Origin of the sequence: Chitinophaga sp. (genome assembly GCF_039596455.1) — a bacterium.
In the GTDB taxonomy this organism is placed as follows: domain Bacteria; phylum Bacteroidota; class Bacteroidia; order Chitinophagales; family Chitinophagaceae; genus Chitinophaga.
This window is the reverse complement of sequence record NZ_JBCNJR010000003.1, coordinates 146,568-170,843: the sequence shown is the minus strand read 5'-3', so window position 1 is coordinate 170,843 and position 24,276 is coordinate 146,568. Positions and strand designations below refer to the sequence as shown.

Sequence of the window (24,276 nt, the reverse complement as noted above, 5' to 3'; positions counted from 1 at the left end):
CCCCTGTACGTTTTCATTCCTATTTCAGGCATTTTTTATTGGCGATGTGTTGTTTGATGGCCACTGCCTTTGCAAAGGCGGAGACCTTCCCTGTCACTAACACCTTTGACGCCGGCGCCGGATCGCTGCGGCAGGCCATCCTTGACGTGAATGCCGCCGGTGCGGGACCGCACAGCATTGTGTTCAACGTACACGGTACCATCAATATTGCCAGCAACCTGCCGGCAATTACGGTGGCCGGTGTTACCATAGACGGGGAGAACAAGATAGCGATCAACGCCAATGTCGGGGCGGCTATTAATCCGTTCATCGTTAACGCCAGCGCCGTCACCATCAGGAACCTGGAAATCCTCAATATAAGGGGCTCCGGTGTAACGGTGAACGCCAATACGGAAGACGTGACCATCGAGAACCTGAAGATCAATACCACGGGCACGGCGGCAGACCTTATCAACTGCCTGGTAGGGGTAACGGGCGATTCCCGGCGGCTGACCATCCGCAATATTACTTCAGACATGGGGCTGGAGGCCACCTCTGCCACCTCCGCGCCCGGCCGCGCGTTTGCGTTTACAGCCGGCCGGCATGCCTCACTGACCATAGAGAACGTGAAGGTGACAGGGCGCAACTCCGCCGGAACGGCTACAGGAGCCAGCTTTATGGACTTCATGGGTACGGCTTCCCTGGATACCGCTTTGATAAAGGATGTGCAGATGGAACCGCTGGCCAGTGGCATCAGGGTACAGGGCAGCCTCAAAAACGCTACGTTCGATAATATTAATTTTTCAGACTGGACTAACGGGGTGGACTATGGTTTCCGGGTGGCAGGGGCCACCGAAAATGTAAAAATACAGAACTCCTATATTAACCTCGCTGCGCCTACCGTACCTGCCAACCCGGAGGCAGACCTTGGTATCCATTTCCAGGGAACGGTAAACAACCTGGAGATACTCAACACAAAAGTGCTGCAGGGCGGTTTCAGCAATCTCCGCTTTGATAACGCCGCGCAGAATGTTACCATCACTGCATCCGAATTTACCAATGCCCTCATCAACCATAACGCCAGCGACAGTTGCATACGCTTCCTGCATAATGTTACGGGGCTGACCATGACCGATGTGGAAATAGGTGGAGACCCGGCAGACAAGGTGGCCGGAGGCCTGCTGTTTAACGCCGGGGCTACAGATGTAACCCTTACAAATGTTGCTGTAAGGAATACCGTGTCACAATCCCTGACCTTCCGCGGAGCCACCAATGTGGTAGTAGATAACGCGGAGATAGACAATGTGGGAGACGGGATCATAGTATTGAATGCCACCACAGGCTTTGAACTGAAAAACTCCAGGGTCAGTAATACCACCCTGGCAGGTGGAGACGGTATTGAGTTGAGCGGTTTGTTCCCCCGGTCAAACGTCAGGATCACCGGCAATACATTCGAAAACCTGGCCCGCAGCGGTATTGTAATGCATATGGGCCATGCAACGGCAGAATACGCCATAACCGGTAATATTGTCCGTAACAATGCCTCGTACGGCATCTGGTTCCATGCCGGCCTCAACGCGGTAAAACCGGTTTCCATCACTGGCAACAACCAGATATATAATAATGGCGCGGATGGTGTTTACTTTCATACGAATGATAACAGCCAGGGGGTGCTGATTACCGGTAACAGCATTTATAATAATACGGGCCAGGGCATTTTCATTGCGGCTGCGGCCAACGGCAATTATAAAGGCGCTAACCGTCCGGTTATCGCTTCTTCCGTTCGTACCGCCGGCAACAATTACACGGTTAACATCACTGTTCCCGCCATTGCAACAGATGCGGCGGGTACATTGTATACGGTAGACCTGTATGCGAATGAAGTAGGCACCAGTCCCAACAGCGGCCGGCAACCGGTAGCATCGTTCACTAACGTGGCAGCCGGAACTTCTACGCATGCGGTGACCTATACAGGCGCAGGCGGCGGTTTCTGGACGGCCACGCTCACCACGGCCAAAGGCACGTCTGAGCTCAGTGATCCCAGGCCTATTTCCATTAACGGCCCAGGCGGCGTTACCACCGGTATCGGCGCCTGGTACCGCGGGGATATGGGGCTGAGCAATACCCAGTGGAGCGATATCAGCGGCAACGCCAGGAACCTCCCTGCGTCTGCCAACAAACCTGGCGTAGACAGTGTGGACGGTATCAATTTTAACACAACGGCTACCTTTGCAGGACCGCAGTTTTTTGGTAAGGGCAACATCGTAGACCCGGCTACTTCGGTGCTGGGTAACGGTAATATGAACAATATTGCCGTGTTCGGCGTATCCTCATCTGCTGCATTGAAGTCAGGCGCCATATTCTACCAGATGACCACCAACGGTTATGGTGCGGGGGCCGCGCCCTCATGGGCCAACGGCACCCTGCTCTGGGACGCACCGTATGGCTACAGGCTGAACATAGCGTGGGGCGGTACCTTGAACAAGGCGCATGTATGGAGCTTCACCAAAACGCCCGCCAACATGCGCGCCACAAGAGACAATGTGCTGGTGAAAGATCAGCCCGGCGCCTACAACTTTACCGGCAACGGGGGGAACTATGCCTCTCATATAGGCGTATGGCCGGGAACCGACTATTATGCCGGCGCTATACCGGAAGTGATCGTATATAAAGATATTTCGGCCCTCGGCGCAACAGACCAGCTGAAAATAGAAAGCTACCTGGCATTGAAATACGGCGCCACGCTGGCCGCCACCAATTACCTGGCCAGCAACGGAACAGACATGTATACCGCTGCGGCCAACACCGGGTACGGCTTCCGCATCACCGGCATAGGCCGGGACGATGTTTCCTGGCTGCATCAGAAACAATCCATCAGCCGGGATGCGGGCGTGGTTACACTGGCGTTAGGTACGGCGGTGGCATCTGCCAACCGGCTGAATGCCAATAGCGTGACGAATGACATCGCCTTCCTGGTGATTAGCGATAACAACGGGAATACTACCTATAACCAGCCTGTTCCCGCCACCGGCACCACCTCTACCCAACGCATGCCCCGCGTATGGCGCGTGCAGAAAACGGCCAGCTGGGACGATGCACAAGATGTAACGCTTAAACTGGAAGGCGGCGGCAGCAACAATTACCTGCTCATCAGCACAGATGCCGCTTTTGGTACCATCACTAAAGAAGTGGCGCTGAGCAACGGGGGAGCGGCCACGGTGAAAGGTGCAGACCTGCCTGATGGCGCTTACTTTACTTTTGGCCGTTTGCAGAAATTCCCCGCCGGTGTCAGCGCCGGGCTGATCTCCTGGGTGAAAGCAGACCAGGATGTAACGCTGGATGGCAGAAACGCTACCAAATGGGTAGACCAGGCGCCGGCAGGAAGAGCATGGACAAAGGCCGGCGGCACCGTACTGAATTGGGAAGAGGCTGGCGTCAACTTCAACCCCGCCATCAACTTCCCTGGGGCCAACTATTTTGTTGCCCAGCCCGATTTCTCCAGCGGCTTAACAGCGGGGGAAGTTTTTTCCGTACAGTACTCCAATCTGGCGGCAACCGCTGTTAACGGTTTCCCGTATGAACTGGGCGGCGGGGGCGGTAGCGCCACCAACGTACATTATCCATATAATAACGGGTCTATCTACCTCCATTTTGGCCGCCTCACTCGCCCGGGGTATGCCCTGGGAGGCATGAACATGCAGCTGCCCAAACTGATGAATGCCTGGAGCGCCACCAATGACTGGGCCCTCAGTTTTGACGGGCAGCAACTGGTGCGCGAAACAGCGGCGTTGACGCCCAACTTTGTTTCTCCGGCAGCCGGGAAGTACTACATAGGCGCGGGTCATAATTCCGCATTCAATGGGCGGGTACCTGAAGTGATCATGTATTCCCGCAAGCTGGCAGATATAGAACGCAAACAGCTGAACAGCTACATGGCCCTTAAATACGGGCTTACCCTGCGGGACAATGCCAACAATCTCACGGACTATGTAGCCAGCAACGGCGCCACCCTCATGTGGGCAGCGGCAGACAATACAGGTTTCGGCCAGCGGATCACCGGCATTGGCCGTGACGATAACGGCATGCTGTACCAGAAACAAAGCCGCTCGCAGGCAGCCGGCGCTACTGTTACCATGGCGCTCGGCGGTTCCGTGGCTACCTCAAATCCCGCCAATAACAATATTATTACGAACGATCTTTCTTTCCTCACCTTCAGCGATAACAACGGTGCGCTCACCTACACTGCCCGCGTGAACGGCATAAGCGGTGTTTCGGTACGTACACCGCGCATGTATAAAGTTGACAAAACCAACTGGGCAGACCAGGATGTTACGCTGGCGCTGACAGATACGGAAAGCGATATTTACCTGCTGGTGAGCAGCGACAACGTGTTTGGCGCGGGAGACAATGTGTACCCCTTGAATGCTGACAACCAGGTAACCCTTAACAGCAGCCTGCTGCCGGATGGTTCCTATTTCACCTTCGCCAAAAACATCAACGGCCCCGGCGCCGTATCTACCGGCATCAAGCTCTGGCTCCGGTCAGATAAAGACGTGGTAACCGCCGGTTCCCTGGCTACCGGTTGGAAAGACTATTCCGGCTTGGGCAACCATACCACGAAGGCGGTAGGCACCATCGATTACCTGCCTGCCAATATGAACTTCAACCCCTCCCTGGGCTTCACCAACATGAGTAAAGACGCGTTTGACGGTACTGACCTGAAAATGGCCAATGCCGCCAACTTCGCCATGTTCTTCGTATTGTCTCCGCAGGTAAGCACTACCGGTACAGACGTTTTTGTGGTAGGGGAAACCGGGAACCAGGGCCGCGTGCAATATGTGACCACCGTTGCAGGCGGCGGCTATGAGCTGATTGGCGCTACTGCGGGCCTCACGGCAGGCGGCGCCTGGAACAACAAACCGCATATTGCCGGTTTTGTAGGCGGCGGCGGTACGGGCAGGGGCTACCTGAACGGACTGCTGGGCACAGCCCAAACACCCGGCACCATCGGCAATGCTACCGGTATTTATAACGTGGGTGATGTGGTAGATAACGGTGACGGGCTGGGCATGCACCTGTCTGAAGTGGTAGTGTACCACAGAACGCCCACCGCGGCTGAAATACTGCGGGTCAATTCTTACCTCGCCCTCAAGTACGGCATCACGCTCAATCAAAGTACCGCTACCAATTACGTGGCCAGTGATGGTACCACGCTGATGTGGACGGCCGCTAACAATACCGGCTATAACACCCGTATTACAGGCATCGGGCGGGATGATGCGTCTGCACTATACCAGAAACAATCCCGTTCCGTGAGCAACGGCTCCCTCGTGACCGTTGCCATGGGCAATACGGTAGAAGCGTCCAACGCAGCCAATAGCAACACTATTGCAAACGATCTTTCTTTCTTCACCTTTGCAGATAACAATGCTGCCGCAGCTTACCGCATATCTATCATTGGCGGGGCAGGTCTGGCTTCGCACATGAGCCGGATATTCAAAGTGGAGAAGTCTGCCAGCTGGACGGATGCTGAAATTACGGTGAAGCTGGAAAACGGGAATGATGATGTGTACTTGTTGCTCCATAACAGCGCCAACTTCACCACCGGAACACCGGTATGGAAGCAGCTGAGCGCTGGCGGCACCGTTACGCTGAACAGCAGCGAGATGCCGAACGGCTCCTTCTTTACTTTCTCCCGCTACGTTCGCGGGCCCAATACCGTAAAAGACGGTATGGCTTTCTGGCTGCGCGCGGATGATATGGTGTCCGGCACTACGGACTGGTTTGACTACAGCGGCCTGGGCAATGACGCCAGCCAGCCTGTACTGGCTAACCAGACCATTACAGACGCCCGCGGCATCAACTTTAACTATGCTTTCCGCTTTGATGGTACAAATGACTTCATGGACATTAATACCACCCGGATAGACCCTGCCAATTCCACTGTTTTTGCCGTGGCAAAAGGGCAAGGCTATAATGCCGCCGGCGCGGCCAGGAACCTGATAGGAGCTGGTGCGCTGGGCTCCGCTCAAGGTATGGAATTCAGGATTGCCGGCACTGCGCAGCTGCAATACCTGGAAAATAACGGTACGCTCATTCAGCATGGAACTTCTCCCGGTGGTTTGATAGAGAACCGGCCATACCTGTTTGCCGCCACGCAAACCAATGCCACTAATGGCATTAAGGTATACGCCAACAACCTGCTAAGTGGTCAGGGTAACAACACCATCACGCCGGCAACGGCCAACCTCGTGTCAATAGGCTCCAGAACAATGAGTTCCCGTACGTTCTTCTGGATGGGAGATATAGCTGAGGTAGTGGCTTACAACCGTGTGCTGGACGATGTGCAGCGCCAGCAGGTATCTTCTTATCTTGCCCTGAAATACGGCCTCACACTTGACCAGACCACCCCCACAAACTACCTCGCTTCTGACGGCAGTGCGTACTGGACGGCCAACGCCACCTACAAACACCGCATCACCGGCATTGGCCGGGATGATGAGACCACGCTGAATACCAAACAATCTGTCAGCGCTGACGAGGCCTTTATTACACTGGCGCTGGGCAACAGCGTTGCCATCACCAACGAGCAGAACAACAGCACCATCAACAACGATAAATCTTTCTTCGTATTTGCGGATAACGGACTGTCAGGCACTTCTTACGCCGTCAACGTTAGCGCCACCAATGTTACCCGCCGTTTGGCCAGGGTATGGCAGGTAGACAAAACCAGCAACTGGGTAGACCAGCCGCTTACCCTGAAAACGAACGCGCTGGGAACGGACGTTTACATGCTGATCAGCACAGACCCCACTTTTGCCACCATCAACCAGGAGCTGCCGCTGAACACCAACAAGGAGATCACCCTGAGCAGCAGCCTGCTGGCCGACGGTATTTACTTCACGTTTGGCGCGCCTGTAAAATATCCGGGCGGTGTAAGCAGCGGTTCGCTGATATGGCTGCGTGCGGATAACGGTACATCGGCCACGGGAGATAATTCACCCATAGGAGAGTGGAACGATTATAGCCCTAACGGCAACACCGTATCTCAAGCTGTAGCGGGCAGCCAGCCTGTTTATCTGAATAATGCCGCCAGCAACCTCAACTTCAACCCTGTAGTGAAGTTTGACGGCGTGGCCAGCACACTGACCGGTGCTTCTTTCCTGAAGAACGGCACTTACAACGGCGCCGCCGCCTTCCTGGTGAGCAACCAGGCAACGGCCAATGCTACGGTGATCTTTACAGAAACGGGTCTTGGCAATGTTATCAACAGCCAGTTTACCCTGCATGCCACATGGTCTGACAATATTGTATACTGGGATGCTCCTTATGCCAACCGGATACAGTTCAACACAGGCGGCGTAAACGGCCAGACGCTGCTTTGGACAACCACCAGCGATCTTTCACTGGCCACCGCCAAACAAGCCATTTACCGGAACGGCACAAGCGTGCTCACCGGTGACAAAACCACTGTTCTGGCAGGTGGCAACTATCCATTCAAGGTAGGCGCCAATGCCAGCGTATATTATAATGGCCGCATGGGCGAACTGATCGTATATGCCGGCCCGCTGACGGCCTTGCAGCAGCAGCGGGTGAATACCTACCTGGCTATCAAATACGGTATTACGCTGAATAACGGCGCTACGGATTACCTGGCTACGGATGGCGCCACCAAGGTATGGGACGCTACCGCCAATGCCGCCTATAAAAATAATATTGCCGGTATTGGCAGGGATGACGCGGAAGACCTGGTGCAAAAACAAAGCCGCAGCGTCAACGCCGGCATGCAGCTGGCCATTGGCCTGGGCGCGCTGGCGGAGACCAACGGCGCGAATACCCATGAATTTGCAGCTGACAAAGCATATATGGTATGGGGAGATGACGGCGCCAGCAGCCTCTTCAAAACCCCCATCACCGGTAACCCTGCGGTGAACTACCGCATGGCGCGTGTATGGAAAGTACAGGAGAGCGGTACCATCGGCAATGTACAGGTAGCCGTGCCGTACGATGCGCTGCCCAATGCCAAAGAAACTTACCTCGTTATCAGCAACGATGAAACGCTGGATGGAACAGACCAGTTCCTCCCGCTGACGGAAGCCGCGCTGAACGGTGTGAAGCATTATACCGCCACGGTTGATCTGGCCAACGGCCAGTACTTCAGCTATGCGGCATCCATCAAGGCGCCGGGCGGCGTTGTGGGTACATCCCTCTGGCTGCGTCCTGACATCGGCACTTCTACCGGAGCGGACAACACCGCCATCAGCGGCTGGACGGATTATGCCTCAGACCTGAACAACGCGGTGCAAACCAACGGGCTCAACCAGCCGTTCTTCATGAACAACGCTGCAGATAACATCAACTTCAACCCTGTGGTGAAGTTTGATGGTGCCGCGCATTTTATGGACCTCGATGTGATGAAGCTGCCGCGGGGTACTGCGGCCAGAACGCTGTATGGCGTCGGCAAGGCGGATAATGTTGCCGTAAACCGCTATATTATCAGTTGGGGTACAGCTACTACTTCACAAAGCGCTGGTTTAGCCAACATCGTGGGAGCCGGCCAATTTGTTGGCACTGCCAATGACGTGGCTTCTCCCGGTTTCTGGCAGCTGGCCCAGCCCAACGAGCTGGCAGGCACCTGGGCCGGGAATGGTGGTGCGGCCACCATTTATGGTAAAACCCGGCAGCTGGCCACCGCTGCCAAAACCTGGAATACGGGATCTACCGCAGCGAAGATCGGGGCTTACGTGGGCTCCGGCCAGCTATGGAGCGGCACCATGGGCGACGTGATCGTATACCCCACCGCCCTGACGCCCGTTGAACGGCAGCGGGTGAGCACCTACCTGGCTATCAAATACGGCTATACGCTTGACCAGACTACGGCCACGGATTACCTGGCTACTGACGGCACCACCAAAGTGTGGGACGCTACCGCCAACACCACCTATAAAAATAACATCACCGGCATCGGCAGAGACGATGTGGAAGGCCTTAACCAGAAGCAGTCCCGCAGTGTGAACACCGGCCTGCAGGTAGCCATCGGCCTGGGCTCGCTGGCTGAAACCAATACAGAAAATAATCAAGCCTTCACTGATGACCGGTCTTACCTGGTTTGGGGAGACGATGGCGCCAGCACCGCGTTCAATACCGCCATCACAGGCAACCCGGCTGTGAACTACCGCATGGAACGCGTATGGAAGGCCCAGAAAACCGGTACTGTGAACGAAGTGCAGATAGCAGTACCGAAGAACGTGGCGTCAGGTAGCATCAACAGCCTGCAGCTGCTGGTAGATAATAGCAACACCTTCAGTGCGCCTGCAGCATATCCCGTTTCAGAGATCACCCTGAACGGAGAAGATTATTATATCGCCAATGTGATTTTGAACGACGGGCAATATTTCACCTTCGCAGCATTTGTAGCCGCGCCCGGCGGTGTGATCGGCAGCTCCCTCTGGATAAAAGCCGATGCCGGCGTGCAGGCGGATGCCGTTGACCAGGTGGAGCAATGGAATGACCAAAGCGGCAGCGGATATGTGACCACGGAACTGCGGCCGGCTGCTATTGCGCATACCGACCCGGTTGTGCCATCAGCTGCTATCGTAAAAGTACCGGGTGCGGTGAATTTCAACCCCGCTATAGATTTCTCCGGCGCGCCAGCCAAATCCCTGAAAGGAAATGCGGCCGGCTCATGGAACAGCTCCACTGATATCGCCATGTTCAGCGTGAGCGCTCCGGAAGGCCTGCCCGCTAACGGATTGGGCGGTATTTTTGCCTCCAACGGCCGTTGGAATCAAGACCCTTCCGGTTCCGGCAGGGGACTGATATATAGCAGCGCAGGCGCCTTTACGATAGACGGTAATGGCTGCCTGCCGGGCCAAAGCACACCCTCGGCGGCCGGGCCGGTCATTGCCAGGGGCATTTACCTGCAGCCTAATAACACATTGGGCGGCGGCACCTGGCTGAATGGCAAACAAGGCGCCATTGCCGCCAGCTGCGCTACGCAAGGAGACGGCAGCTTCTTTGAAGTTGGCGGTCGCACCACGGGCACCGCAACCTTTGATAACCGCATATTCAACGGTAAAATACCGGAAGTGGTGGTCTATAAATCTGCCCTCACCTCCACACAAACCCGCCAGGTAGAATCTTACCTGGGCATTAAATACGGCATCACGCTAGACCAGAGCACCCCGCAGGATTACCTGGCTACAGACGGCACCACCAAAACATGGGATGCCGCTGCCAACGGTACCTACAATGCCAACATTGCCGGCATTGGCCGGGACGATGCCACCGCCCTGTACCAGAAACAAAGCCGCAGCATCAATGCAGGCTCCCTGCTGACTATTGGGCTGGGCAGCATTGCCGTAGACAATCTATCCAACAGCAACAGCTTTACTGCAGATAAAAGTTATATGACCTGGGCCAGCAACGCCGGTGCGGTAACCGCCTCCGGTGCAGACCTGCCGGGTTGTATCACGGAGCGCATCACCCGTGAATGGAAGGTGCAGCTCACCAACTTTGACAATGCCGCGCAACCGGTAGATCTTGAGTTTGACCTCACCGGCATTACCCGTGCCGGCACAACGCTGGAGCACTACGCCCTGCTGGTAGACAAAACCGGCACCGGTAACTTTGCAGCCCTTACACCTGCAGACTACATCCTGCTGCCCGCTACCGAACTGGACGTGGATAAAGTAAGGTTTGACAATGTGAGCGGCCTCTCCAATGGGGACGTGTTCACACTGGTAACCCGCAACCTGGTGTCTGCCGGGGCTTACCTGGTACCTGACGGTACGGAGGCCACGCTTACCGGCGCCTGCCTGGATGCCAACGGCATGCTCTACTTCAGGGACCCGGCAGACCCGGAAAAATACCTGGCTGCCATAGATCCCAACGGCAACACCATCAATCCATCAGACTTTGCCGCCTACATCAACGTGATGAAAGACATGGGTACAGAGCTGGGTAAAGCCGGCGGTACCGACTACGGCACGCAGCTCATGCGCCGCATGCTCCAGATCACTTACACCGGCGCCCCGCTCACTGCCAACGGCGGTGTGAAAGTGCGTTTCTATTGGAACGATGCGGAAAAGGCCGATGCGGAAAACTATCTCGCCAACACCCGCGGCGTTACCGCCCCCCAAACCTGGAAATGGTTCAAACATACCGGTACGGTGAATGCGGTGCTGGCAGACCTGACGGAAACCGGCCTGAACAACATGACGGAAATTCAGGCCAGCGCCAACGGTGAAGAGAACGGCGTGAAATACGTTGAGTTCAGTGATATACAGACCTTCTCCACCTTTGGCGGCCTCACTACCGCCACCGGCGTAGTAAGTGTGATCAAAAACACGGACGGCGCCGAAGGCGGTACCAACGGCCAGTTCCGGATCAAACTGCCCGGTACGCTGCAGGCAGCGGAAAACGTGACGGTGCAATACCAGATCAGCGGCACCGCTGCTAACGTAGATGACTATACTATTACCGGCCTTGATGCCGCCACCCTCACCGGCACAGTAGTGATACCTGCCGGCAGCAACGGGGCAGACGTGAACGTGGCTGTAGTGGATGACCAGGTAATAGAATTGACGGAAACCGTGAAGCTGACATTAATCTCCGCCGCAGGCGCCACGCCTTACAGCCTGCACACCACGGAGTTTGAAGCAGAAGTGAATATCACCGACAACGACAACATAGCAGCCAACCTGGTAGTGAAAGTAGCAGCAACCCTTACACCGGCCAAAGAAGCCGGCCCTGTAAACGGCCAGTTCACTTTCAGCCTGCCCATGGACGTTACCTGTGCGGAAGACATACTGGTTACCTTCAACCTGGGCGCCGGCACGGCCACTTATACCGCAGATTACCTGCTGGCAGGTTACGATGCGGCAACCAACACCGGCACCATCACCATCCCCGCCGGTCAGAACAGCGTTACGCTGAACGTGGCCGTGCAGCCGGATGACCTGCTGGAAGCCAACGAAACCGTCATACTCAACCAGGTGAGCGCTACCGCCACCAGCTTCACCTTCACCAACGCCGCCCCGGCTGCGGCCACCGTGGAGATAGAAGACAACAACCCGCCTTCTGCCCGTTACCTCAGCATCAGCAAGGTGCAGGACGGTTATGAGAAAGCGCCGGGCAACACCGTGCCGCAGAAAGCCGCTTTCAAAGTGAGCCTGCCTGAGGGTGTACGCTCTTCTGAAGATATTATTATCAATTATACCCTGAATGTATCAGGCACTGCCACAAACGGCACCGATTACACCTACCCGGTGACGGGCACCGTTACCATACCTTCCGGTCAGCGCGAAGTGATAGCTGAAATTGACATCGTGAACGATGATGTGATCGAAACAGATGAAACGATAGTGATTGACCTGGGTGATGGTAACGGCGGCCTGTACCCTGCCCACCCGGATGATGCCGCCCTGCGTACCACTACGCTCCTCATTTTTGACGATGAGCGGATAGACCCTGCCAGCACGCAGGTAACGGTAACGGCTACAGACAATACCGCTGCAGAGCCGGGCACCACCCCGGCCACGCAAGACGGTACCTTTACCATTGGCCTGCCCGGCAGTGTTACCGCCGCAACAGACATTACGGTTACCTTCAACATGAACGGCGTTGGCGTGCGTGGTACTGATTATGAGCTGTATGATGCCGGTAACGTACTGATCAGCGGCAACACCATTACCATTCCCGCCGGTCAAACCAGCGTGTCGGTAACATTGCGTGTGAAGGATGACCTGGTGATTGAAGGAGACGAGATCGTTACCATGGCGCTGAGCAGTGCAACGGCCACCGGCCTCACCTTGTCTGCCGGCACTACACCGGCTGAAATCACCATTGCGGATGATGATGTGACAGCAGGTAACCAGGTATTGAGCATTGCGGCTACACAGCACGCATCAGAGCCTGGTACAAACGGCTACTTCACTATTGCCCTGCCCACGGGTGTTACCGCTTCGAGGGATATTACCGTGACCTATACGTTTGATGACCCCGGCTCCACCGCGGTACCGGGTACAGACTTTGCCGCGCTTGCCGGCACGGCCGTTATCAGGGCGGGAGACGAGAACGTGCGCGTATACGTGAATGTGATCAACAACTACGTGATGGACGGCAGGCGTACCGTGAAGGTAGACCTCAACAGCGGAACAGATGGCACGAACAATTACACAGCCTCTGCAACCGCCAATACGGCTACTGTGAATATTGAAGACGAAGATTACGGCGCCAACTCCAACGTGCTGCTGCTTACCCGTGTATCCGACGCGGTGGAAGGCGGTGCGCAAGGCCGTTTCGAAATATCGCTGCCGCAGGGAGTGACCAGTTCAACGCCAATTACAGTAACGTATGACCTTTCCCTGAGCGGGGCCATAGAAGGCGCTGATTATAGTCTGGTAGATGCTCCCCATCTGAATAAAGCATCTAAAACGATTACCATTCCCGCAGGTCAATCTTCGGTGATAATTGACGTGGCGGCCGTAAACGACGGCATAATTGAGCCTACCGAAACAGTGGTGCTGACCCTTTCAAACGCCGCCAATAGCAATGGGGATCCGTTTACACTGAGCCCTGCAAGTGCTACAGTGAACATACTGGATGTAAACTCCACTGACCCGAACAACGTACTCGCTATAGCGCATGTACAAGACGGCCGCGAGCCGGGTGGTACTGTTGCGGATAACGCGCGCTTCCGTGTATACATTGAGTCAGGCAACACATTCCTGGAAAACACCGAAGTATCTATTACCATTGGCGGCACTGCGGCACAGGGAGTAGACTACCAGGTTATCGGCAATGTAACCATCCTTGCCGGAGCAACGGAAGCCATAGTGGATATTCCGGTAAACAACGATCACATCCTGGAAGCAACAGAAACGATCAATATCCAGCTGCTGGGCGGCAACCGCATTAACGGCGGCAGCACCTTGTATGTGCCCGCCAGCTCAACGCCCGCCAACAATAACATCACCATCAATGTTGAAGACGATGATGTAACGAACGCCGCAGCACGCGTACTCGAAATAGTGAAACTGAACGACGGCGCTGAACCGGCCACCAACGGCCTGTTTGAAATACGCCTGCCGGAGCACACTGCCGGCCAGCGTTACACATCTGCCATTCCGCTCAATATTTCTATTACCCCCGGCGGAACAGCCACTATGGTAGATGACTACAAAACCATTAACACTACCGTTCAGTTGCCCGCCAACCAGGGCAGCGTGGTAGTGCCGGTAGAGGTGGAAGACGATAACCTGCTGGAAGGCACGGAAACCGTCATCCTCACCCTGCCCGCTACCGCGGCTACCGGTACCTATGGCGGCGTGAACTATGACTTTACCGCTTCGCCAATCAATAACGAAGCCACTGTAAATATCACAGACAATGAAGAAACCGCGAAGATCAGCGCCACCGGTACCAGTGACGCGTTCGAGAACGGCGCAGACGGTTACGTGCGCTTTGCGCTGACCAATCCCGCGGCGGTAGCCAGCGCGGATGTGGTGGTATCATTCACCATATTGCCCACAGGTACCGCACAGCCGTCAGATTACACGGTAGATGCGGCATCCTTCGGTGGTGGTTACGATCCCGCCACCGGTACAGGTACTATCAGGATACCTGCCGGCCAGTCTCAGATAGACCTGCCCATCAAAGCGGTGGCAGATGACCTGGTAGAAGGAGAGGAGTCTGTGATCGTTCGCCTGGATGGCGCTGCCACCACAGTTCCTGCCGGTACGCTGAACCTGGCCGTGCAAGGCACCGCCCAGCGCACCGTATTTATTCATGACGATGCGGGTTATGACCTGAGCATCACCGCCGCCAGCCAGACCAATGGCGCAGAGCCAACCACGCCGGGCGCCTTCCGCGTGAAGCTGGCCGGTACGCTCAAGGCCGGCAATGACGTTACGGTAACCTACACCGTGCAAACCGGCAGCACCGCCACCGCGGGTGTTGACTACACCGCCCTGAGCGGCACGCTGGTGATCCATGCCGGCGACAACTACGCAGATATTGCCGTGCCCGTACAGAACGATAACATCATTGAAGGCACGGAGAACGTGATCATCCGCCTGCAGTCTGCTACAGCCGGTACCCTGGCGTATACCGTAAATGCGGTTGACGTAGCGCTGGATATCGCAGATGATGATGACGCCAACAAAACACTGAGCGCCGCCGTACAACGCCATGCCGCAGAACCGGGCGCTGGTACCAACGATGGCGTGTTCCGCATCAGCCTGCCCGCCGGTCTCACCGCCGCGGGAGACGTTACCGTGAACTACGTGCTGGATGCCGGCACCGCCACATACGGCAGTGATTTCACCATTACCGGTTATGACCCTGTTGCCAATACCGGCACAGCCACTATCACAGCAGGGCAGCCTTTTGTAGATATACCGGTAACCATTGTTAATGACTACATCATAGAAGGCAATGAGCTGGCAATACTGCGTGTAACCGGCGGCGCCTCTTCCGTTGGCGCCTTTACACCGGCAGCAGCAGCCACCGCCAGCATGACCATTACCGATGACGATGACAAGCCGGAGAACCGCGTGGTCAGCGTACTGAAAACAGGCGCGGATGGAGACGAGAACGGCCCTGTACATGGCACGTTCCGCTTCAAGCTGCCCGGTACCGTTGGCGGCAGCGATCTCATCCTCACCAACGAGCCCGTTACCATCAATTATACCATTGCCGGCACAGCAGTACCTGGCGCAGACGCTACGGCCACCACACGTGACTATGTGCAGCTGAGCGGCCAGGCCGTCATCCCCGCCGGTGAAGGTTATATAGATGTACCGGTAACCGTGATAGACAATACTGTTATAGACGGCAGCCGCACCGTGACCGTAAGCATCAGCAGCAGCGGCATCAGCGCGCCGGCTGCAACGTTCACGGCACACGCTACCGAAAACACCGCTACTTTCAATATTGCGGACAATGACAATGTAGCCGCCAACGCCAGCCTGATACTTTCGGTAGAGGAGCCAGACGCCATGGAAGGCGCTGCGCCGGTGAACGGCATCTTCAGGCTGAGCCTGCCCAACGGTGTAACAGCTTCCCGTGACCTGAACATGGCCTATACGCTGAGCGGCAAGGCCGTAAACGGTACAGACTACCAGGCTATCAGCAGCTTCACCGCTACTATACCGGCCGGCCAATCCTATATAGATGTTACCATCACCCCGGTAGATAACAACATCATAGATGGGGACCGCAGCGTAATACTGACCACGGGCGCTATCACCGTAACAGGCGGCAACCCGTACGGCAGTACGTTCAGCGTGAGCCCGCTGAACGCTACCCTCACCATTCATGATGATGACGGCACGGCGGCCAACCGCAACCTCAGCATTACGGCCAACCTGCCGGATGCACAGGAAGCAGCCACTCCGGTGAACGGCCAGTTCACCATCAGCCTGCCCAACAGTGTTACGGTGGCAGAAGACCTTACCGTACACGTAGCGCTTACCGGCAGCCAGGCGGTGAACGGCACGGACTATACCACTATACCGCTGACCGTTACCATACCTAAAGGCCAGCCTGCCGCTACCGTAAACATTGTGCCCATCAACAACAACCTCATAGATGGAGACAGGAGCGTGGTAATGAGCATCACCAGCATTGAGCTGCCCGCCGGCAGCACCCTGGGGGCATTTACTTCCACAGCTCCGGGTAACCAGGCCACCCTGGTGATACATGACGATGATGCCGCCAGCATGAAGCTGGGCGTAACCGCCAGCCAGGCCAATGCCGCAGAGCCCTCCACCCATGGAGAGTTTACGGTGAGCCTGCCTTCCGGTGTGAGCGCCACGCAGCCTGTTACCGTATTTTATACCGTTGCAGGCACTGCCGCCCCCGGCGCAGATGCCAGCGCAACAGACCAGGATTATATTTTGCTGAGCGGTTCCGTGACCATCGCAGCTGGTTCAACCAGTGAGAAGATACCCGTAACCGTGATAGACAATAATATCATCGACGGCAATCGGACGGTAGAGATCTCCATCACCAGGGGGGAAACCACAATAAACGGACAGGTTGTGGCCATTGGCGTGGATGGTACGGCGCAAAACGCCACCGTGCTGATTGCCGACGATGATGCTGCCAAAGCTTCATTGTCTGTTACCGCCAGCAAAGCCAACGCGGCTGAGCCCCTTACGCATGGTGAGTTCACCATCCAGCTGCCTGCCGGTGTTACTGCCACGCAGGATGTGGAAGTAGCTTATACCCTCAGCGGCGCGGCCGTTAACGGTACAGACTATGTAACCTTGAGCGGTACGGTCATCATCCCCGCCGGCAGCGATGACGTGACGGTACCGGTGGAAGTGATCAACAACACTATTATTGACGGTACCCGCCCTGTAGTGCTCACCCTTACCGGCGGCACCACCCTCACCGCAGGCTCCATTGGTGTAGACGCAGCCGCAGCCTCCGCACAGGTAGATATTGCAGATGATGATGCCGCACTGACGCAGCTCTCCGTGGCTGCCACGCAGCCGGACGCCGCAGAGCCCGGTACAGACGGGCAGTTCACCATCAGCCTGCCCAGCGGTGTTACCGCTACAGAGGCCATCACAGTGAGCTATAACATGACCGGCATTGCCGTAAACGGAACGGATTACGAGATGTTGACCGGCACAGCCATCATCCCGGCCGGTGCTTCTTCCGTAACCGTTGCGGTAGAGGTGAAAGACAACACCATCATTGACGGTACGCGCAGCGCCATCATCACCCTCACCGGCGGCACTACGCCCAATGTAGGCTCCATCGGTGTGAACAGCGCCGCTGCTACCGCCACGGTGAATATTGCAGATGATGACCTGGGCAATGCCAAAGTAGAAGTGATACCGTCTGCCGCCAACGCCGCAGAACCGGCTACAAACGGCATGTTCACCATCCGCCTGGCCAACGGTCAAACCACCACGGCAGATATTGACGTAACCTTTGACATCACCGGCGGCGCCCTCCGCGGTACGGATTATACCCTGACAGACGCCGGCGGTACCACCATTACCGGCAACACCGTACGCATACCTGCCGGCAGCGGAGAAGTGGCCGTAACGGTGAAAGTAACGGACGATGATATCATTGAACCGTCTGAAACCGTGCAGCTGGCCCTGCAATCTGCTACCATTACCAGCATGGGCAATGCGGCAGTGCCCATCGGCACGCCTGCAAGCGCCACCGTGCATATTGCGGATAACGACAACGACGCCGCCTTCCGCGTGCTGAAAGCCGTGGCCAGTGTGGCCAACGCTTCAGAAACCGGGCCGGTGAACGGTGAAGTGACCTTCAGCTTTATGGATGCAAACATTACTGCCGCGGAAGACGTGGAGATCAGCTTCACGCTCAGCGGCACCGCTACAGAAGGCACAGACTACACGCCCATGCAGCGTACCGTTATCCTGAAAGCAGGAGAGAAACAGGTAACCGTACCGGTACCAGTGATCGATAACATGATCATTGACGGCAACCGTACCGTAGTAGTAACTGTTACCGGCGGCACTTCCGGCCTGGGCCTCTTTACGCCCGCCGCAGCGCCGGTAAACGCCGCCACGGTGAATATTGCGGATAATGACAATACCGCAGACCAACTGAAACTGAGCATTGTAAAAACAGCAGACGGTTCAGAGCCCGCTAACGCAGGGGCCTTTACCATCAAGCTGCCTGACGGGCTCACCGCCGCCAGGGATATTACAGTGAACTATAACATAGATGCGGCCTCTACCGCCACGGCCGGTGCGGATTACCAGGCCATTACCGGTACCATTGTGATACCCGCCGGCGCGCCCGGCGCAACAGTGCCGGTACAGGTCACTGACGACCGTATCATAGAGCTCACCGAAACCGTGGTGATGAACATCACCGGCGGCACCGGCCTGGAAGCAGACGGCGCTACGCCCATTGCTTTCACCGCAGACGTGGCCCAGGCTACCGTGAACATCATAGACAATGACCTCACCCCCGCCAGCGGCGCGGTGCAGATCAGCAAGGTGTCTGACGCCGTGGAAGGCGGGGCTAAAGGCCAGTACCGCATTGCATTGCAGCCCGGCATTACTGCGTCGCAGGATATCACCGTTACCTTTACCGTGAGCGGCAGCGCCACCCGCGGTACGGACTACCAGTTCACCGAAGTGCCTGGTGGCGCGGTGATCAGCGCCAGCACCATTACCATCCCTGCCGGTGCAGGTGAAGTGCTGGTGAATGTAGATGCGGTGGATGACGGTACCATTGAAGGCCAGGAGCAGGCCATCATGACGCTCAGCAGCATTGCTTCCGCGCTGCCCTTCACCGTTGACCCTGCGCAGGCATCTGCTACGGTGAATATCGTAGACGTGAACGCCGCCGCCAGCGGCGCCATCAGCATCACCCATGTGGCCGATGCGGCAGAACCGGCTACAGACGGTAAGTTCAGGGTAAGCCTGCCCGCAGGCACCACAGCGGCAAGAGACATCACCGTGTCTTACGCCCTCAGCGGCCAGGCTATAGCCGGTACCGATTACATCACGGGTACGGTTACCATTCCGGCCGGGGCAGACGGCGCGGATGTAGTAGTGACCGTGAAAGACGACTACATCATCGAAAGCACGGAAAGCGTGATCATGCGTGTACTGGGTGGCAACGGCCAGGACGTGAACGGCGGCAACCTGCTGTTCCCCGCACATGCGGCCAACCACACCGCTACCATACAGATAACAGACAATGATAACACCGCCGCCAACCGCACACTGGAAGCAGTGAGGGTAACAGACGGCGCAGAACCGGCCACCAACGGACGGTTTGAGATCAGGCTGCCCGAAGCGGCGCCCGGCATACGCTACACGGTAGCTGAAGATATCAACGTAGTATTTGCCGCCAGCGGTACTGCCGCAGCCGGTACGGATTACGAAGATGCAGGCACGGGCATTATATTGCCAGCCGGCAGCAGCAGCGTGTTTGTACCCGTAACGGTGAAAGACGACACCATACTGGAAGGCGATGAAACCGTGATACTGACGCTGGCGAATGCTACTGCTGCCAGTGGGGACGTATACACGCCCGCAGGCAGTGCCGCCACTGTTACCATTGCGGATGACGACCTCACGCCGGCCAACCTGCAGCTGACCGCCACGGCAACAGTGGCAGACGCTAACGAAACAGGGCCGGTGAACGGCGAGCTCACCATCAGCTTGCCTGCCAATGTAACCCTGGCAGTGCCTGCTACAGTGACCTACACCATCAGCGGCACGGCCGCCACCGGTACGGATTACCAGGCCCTGAGCGGCACGGTTACCATACCGGCCAATACCGGCAGCGTGAAAGTACCGGTGAACGTAATAGACAACAGCATCATTGACGGCACCCGCACGGTGATCATGACCATTGACAACGGTACGGCCACCATTGGCGCTGCTACTTACACTCTCACGCCCGCAGGTACGCCTGCCACGGTGAACATTGCAGACAATGACAACACCGCCGCCAACCTGCAGCTGGGCGTAGCCCGGCAGAAAGACGGGGCAGAACCGGCCACCGGCGGTGAATTTGTGATCAGCCTGCCCACAGGTATCACTTCAGCAAGACCGGTAACGGTACAGTTCACCATAGACAACAGCAGCACGGCTACAGTGGGTGCAGATTACAGCGCCATCGTGATGCCTGTTACCATTCCGGCCGGGCAAGGCAGTGTAACCGTGCCCGTGAATGTGCTGGACGATCAGATCATTGAAGCTACTGAAACAGTGATCATGCACATCAGCGGCGGCAGCGACGGGCTGTTCAACTACACCGCCGGCGCAGCCAGCACCGCTACTGTATCCATCACGGATGATGATGCGGCGGCCAATGCCCGCGTGGTGCTGCTGACCAAAGTGTCAGATGCCATAGAGGGCACCGTGCGCGGCCGTTACCGCCTGGGCCTGCCTGCAGGTTACACCAGCGCAAGCAACATCACCGTTACCTTCAGCATGAGCGGTGCAGCAGTGCGCAACGCTACCACAGATTACCAGCTCATGCAGGGCAGCAACCTGGTAAGCGGCAGCACCGTTACCATTCCTGCCGGCGCCAACGAGATATGGATAGATGTAGAAGCCTATAACGACGGTATTGTTGAAGGCCCCGAAGACGCGGTGATGACACTGACGAGCGCAAGCTCCGCCGTGCCTTTCACCATTGACCCGGCCAGCTCAACGGCCACTGTGAATATTGTAGACGTGAACGCCCCGGCAGATAACCCGGTATCCGTAACCCGTGTGAGCGATGCAGCAGAGCCTTCCACGAACGGCCGGTTCAGGATAAGCCTGCCTGGCGGCATCACTGCGGCACAAGACATCACCATCATGTACAACCTGTCCGGCGCCGCCATAGCTGGTGTAGATTACAACATCGGCAGCGTGGTGATACCGGCAGGTGACAACGGGGTGGATGTAGACGTGACCGTAACAGATGATTACATCATTGAAGGCACGGAACCGGTTACCCTCCAGCTGCTGGGCGGCAACGGCAAAAACAGCATGGGCATTGATGTGTACTACCCGGCAGATGCCAGCAACCATACGGCTACATTGAATATTGAAGACAATGATAACACCGCTGCAGCGCGTACGCTGGAAGTGGTACGCCTCAACGATGCGGCAGAGCCTGCCGCCAACGGCCACTTTGAGATCAGGCTGCCGGAAGCGGTGCCGGGTACCCGCTACACCACCGCGCACAACATCAGCGTAGTGTTCTCTACAGCAGGTACGGCAACGGCCGGTACGGACTATGAAAGCATGGGCACGGGCATTGTACTGCCCGCCGGCAGCAGCCGCGTAACGGCAGCGGTGAAAGTGAAAGACGACAAGATCATTGAAGGCAATGAAACAGTAGTGCTTACGCTTGATCCGTCCGCTTCCGCTTCTCCCGCAGGCAGCTTCACCGCAGGCACGGCCAATACAGCTACGGTTACCATAGCGGATGACGACGCCATAGCGCTCAACCAGGTGCTCACCGTAACCGCCACCATACCGGATGCGGCAGAGCCCGCCAAACACGGCGAGTTCACCATCAGCCTGCCGGCAGGCGTAACCGCTGCCATGCCGGTAACGGTGCAATACACAGTGAGCGGTACGGCTACAGACAAAGACTACACGCCACTGGCCGGCACCGTGGAAATACCGGCCAATGCCAATTCAGTGCAGGTACCTGTCAATGTGATAGACAACCTGATCATAGACGGCAGCCGCAGCGTGATCATGACGCTGGGCAATGGTAGCGCCACCATAGATGGCACCGCGGTGAACTTTACACCGGGCGCGGCCTCCAAAGCCACGGTGATGATTGCGGACAATGATAACACCGCGGCCAACCGCAGCCTGCAGATCAGGGCCAGCGTAGCAGATGCGCATGAAACAGGGCCGGTGAACGGCGAATACGTGATCAGCCTGCCGGCCAACATCACGGCCGCAGAAGACATCAGCATACAGCTGGGAGTAAGCGGCACGGGCACGCCGGGTACAGACTACCAGGCCATCAGCGCCACCGTAGTGATACCAGCCGGTGCATCCGAAGTAAAAGTTCCGCTGAACGTAATAGACAATGCCATTGTAGATGGTAACAGAACAGTGATACTCACGGTGGTGAACGGCAGCACCGCTACGCTGGGCAGCTTCCAGCCGGCCGCCGCACCGGGCCACCAGGCCACTGTAACCATTGCGGACAATGACGTGAAAGGCTCCATCAGCTGGAAGAGCGTGCGCTACACCGGTACCGGCGCCAACGGCGCAGTGAAAGCCGGTGACCAGATCACGTATACCATTCACGTACGGAACACCGGCAATGTGCGGCTGGAACAGGTGATCATTACAGATGAAGTGCCGCAATACACGGCATTTGTAAGCGCGCAGGACGGTATTACGCCCGCAGGCCGCCGCCTCACCTGGACGGTTGCCGCCATAGCGCCCGGCGCTACCGCCACCCGCAGCTTCACCGCCAAAGTGGTGAATGACCTGACCGGCGCCGGCAATATTACCAACACCGCGCAGGTAGATGACGGCAGCGGGGCAGGGCCGAAGCCCACCGTGCCGGAAGACCCGGCCAACCCCGGCAATCCGCAGCCCAACCCCACACCGAACACACCGTCTACCAGCATACCGGTAGATAACGGCGGAGACGGCTCCATCAGCTGGAAGAGCGTAAGCTACAGCGGTACCGGTGCAGGCGGCGCAGTACGCCCCGGAGACCAGATCACCTACACCATTCACGTACGCAACAATGGCAACGTGAAACTGGGCAATGTGAAAGTAGCAGACGCGGTGCCCGCAGGTACCAACTTTGTAAGCATTGCCAACGGCGGCGTACATACGAACAGGGCGCTGAGCTGGACGATTACGGAAATAGCCATCGGCGCCACCCAAAGCGTAAGCTTCACCGCAGTAGTAGGCAATGACCTCACCGGTGTTACCAATATTGTCAATACCGCGCAAACAGACGGTGGCGGCGGTATGAAGCCCACCGTGCCGGAAGACCCGAACAACCCGGGCAACCCGCTCCCGAACCCTGACCCGTCCAAACCTGCTACCAGCATACCGGTAGACGGCGGTGGCGCAGTAACGGTGAACTGGAAGAGCGCTACCTACGCGCCTTCAGGCGCCGGCGGTACGGTAAGACCCGGCAACCGCATCACTTACACCATGCACGTGCGCAACCTGGGCAACGTACCGGTGAGCAACGTAGCGGTGAAAGACGTGGTGCCGCAGGGAACGGAATTCGAAAGCATAGACAACGGCGGTATACGCAGCGGCAACTCGCTGAGCTGGAACATCCCCGCCATACCGGTAGGCGCTACGGCTACCGTGAGCTTTACGGTAACGGTGAGCAGCAGCCTGAGCGGCATCACGGCCATTACCAACACGGCCATGGTAGACAACGGCAACGGTCAGGGCGAGCAGCCCACGCTGCCGGCAGACCCTGCCAACGCCAATGAGCCGCATCCGTCGCCGCAGGCAGGAGCGCCCGCTACCAGCGTACCGGTAGAACAGAAAGACCTCAATTTCCCGAACGTGTTCACCCCCAACGGTGATGGCAAGAACGAAAGGTTCATCATTGGCGGGCTGGAGAAATACCCGGGATCGAAGATCTACATCTACAACCGCTGGGGCGGCATGGTATACCAGAGTAAAGATTACCGGAACGACTGGAACGGTTCCGGCCTGAATGAAGGTACTTATTACTATATCCTTGAAGTGAGAAGACCGGAAGGCAACAGCATTCACAAAGGCTGGGTGGAAATACTGAGATAATAACCTGATGTGGATAGCCGGCGCTGCCGCAAGC

Annotated in this window: 1 protein-coding gene; it reads left to right on the top strand. The window is 56.9% G+C overall.

Annotated features, from left to right (window positions below; translation table 11 throughout):
- The first annotated feature begins 56 nt into the window (after positions 1–56).
- Positions 57–24,242: a Calx-beta domain-containing protein gene (locus tag ABDW36_RS13460; protein ID WP_343702428.1), complete on the top strand. Its 24,186-nt coding sequence runs from the start codon at positions 57–59 to the stop codon at positions 24,240–24,242.
- Positions 24,243–24,276: the final 34 nt, after the last annotated feature.

Coding starts and splice junctions, on each gene's coding strand:
- ABDW36_RS13460 (WP_343702428.1), top strand. CDS start 57: ATGGCCACTGCCTTTGCAAAGGCGGAGACCTTCCCTGTCACTAACACC.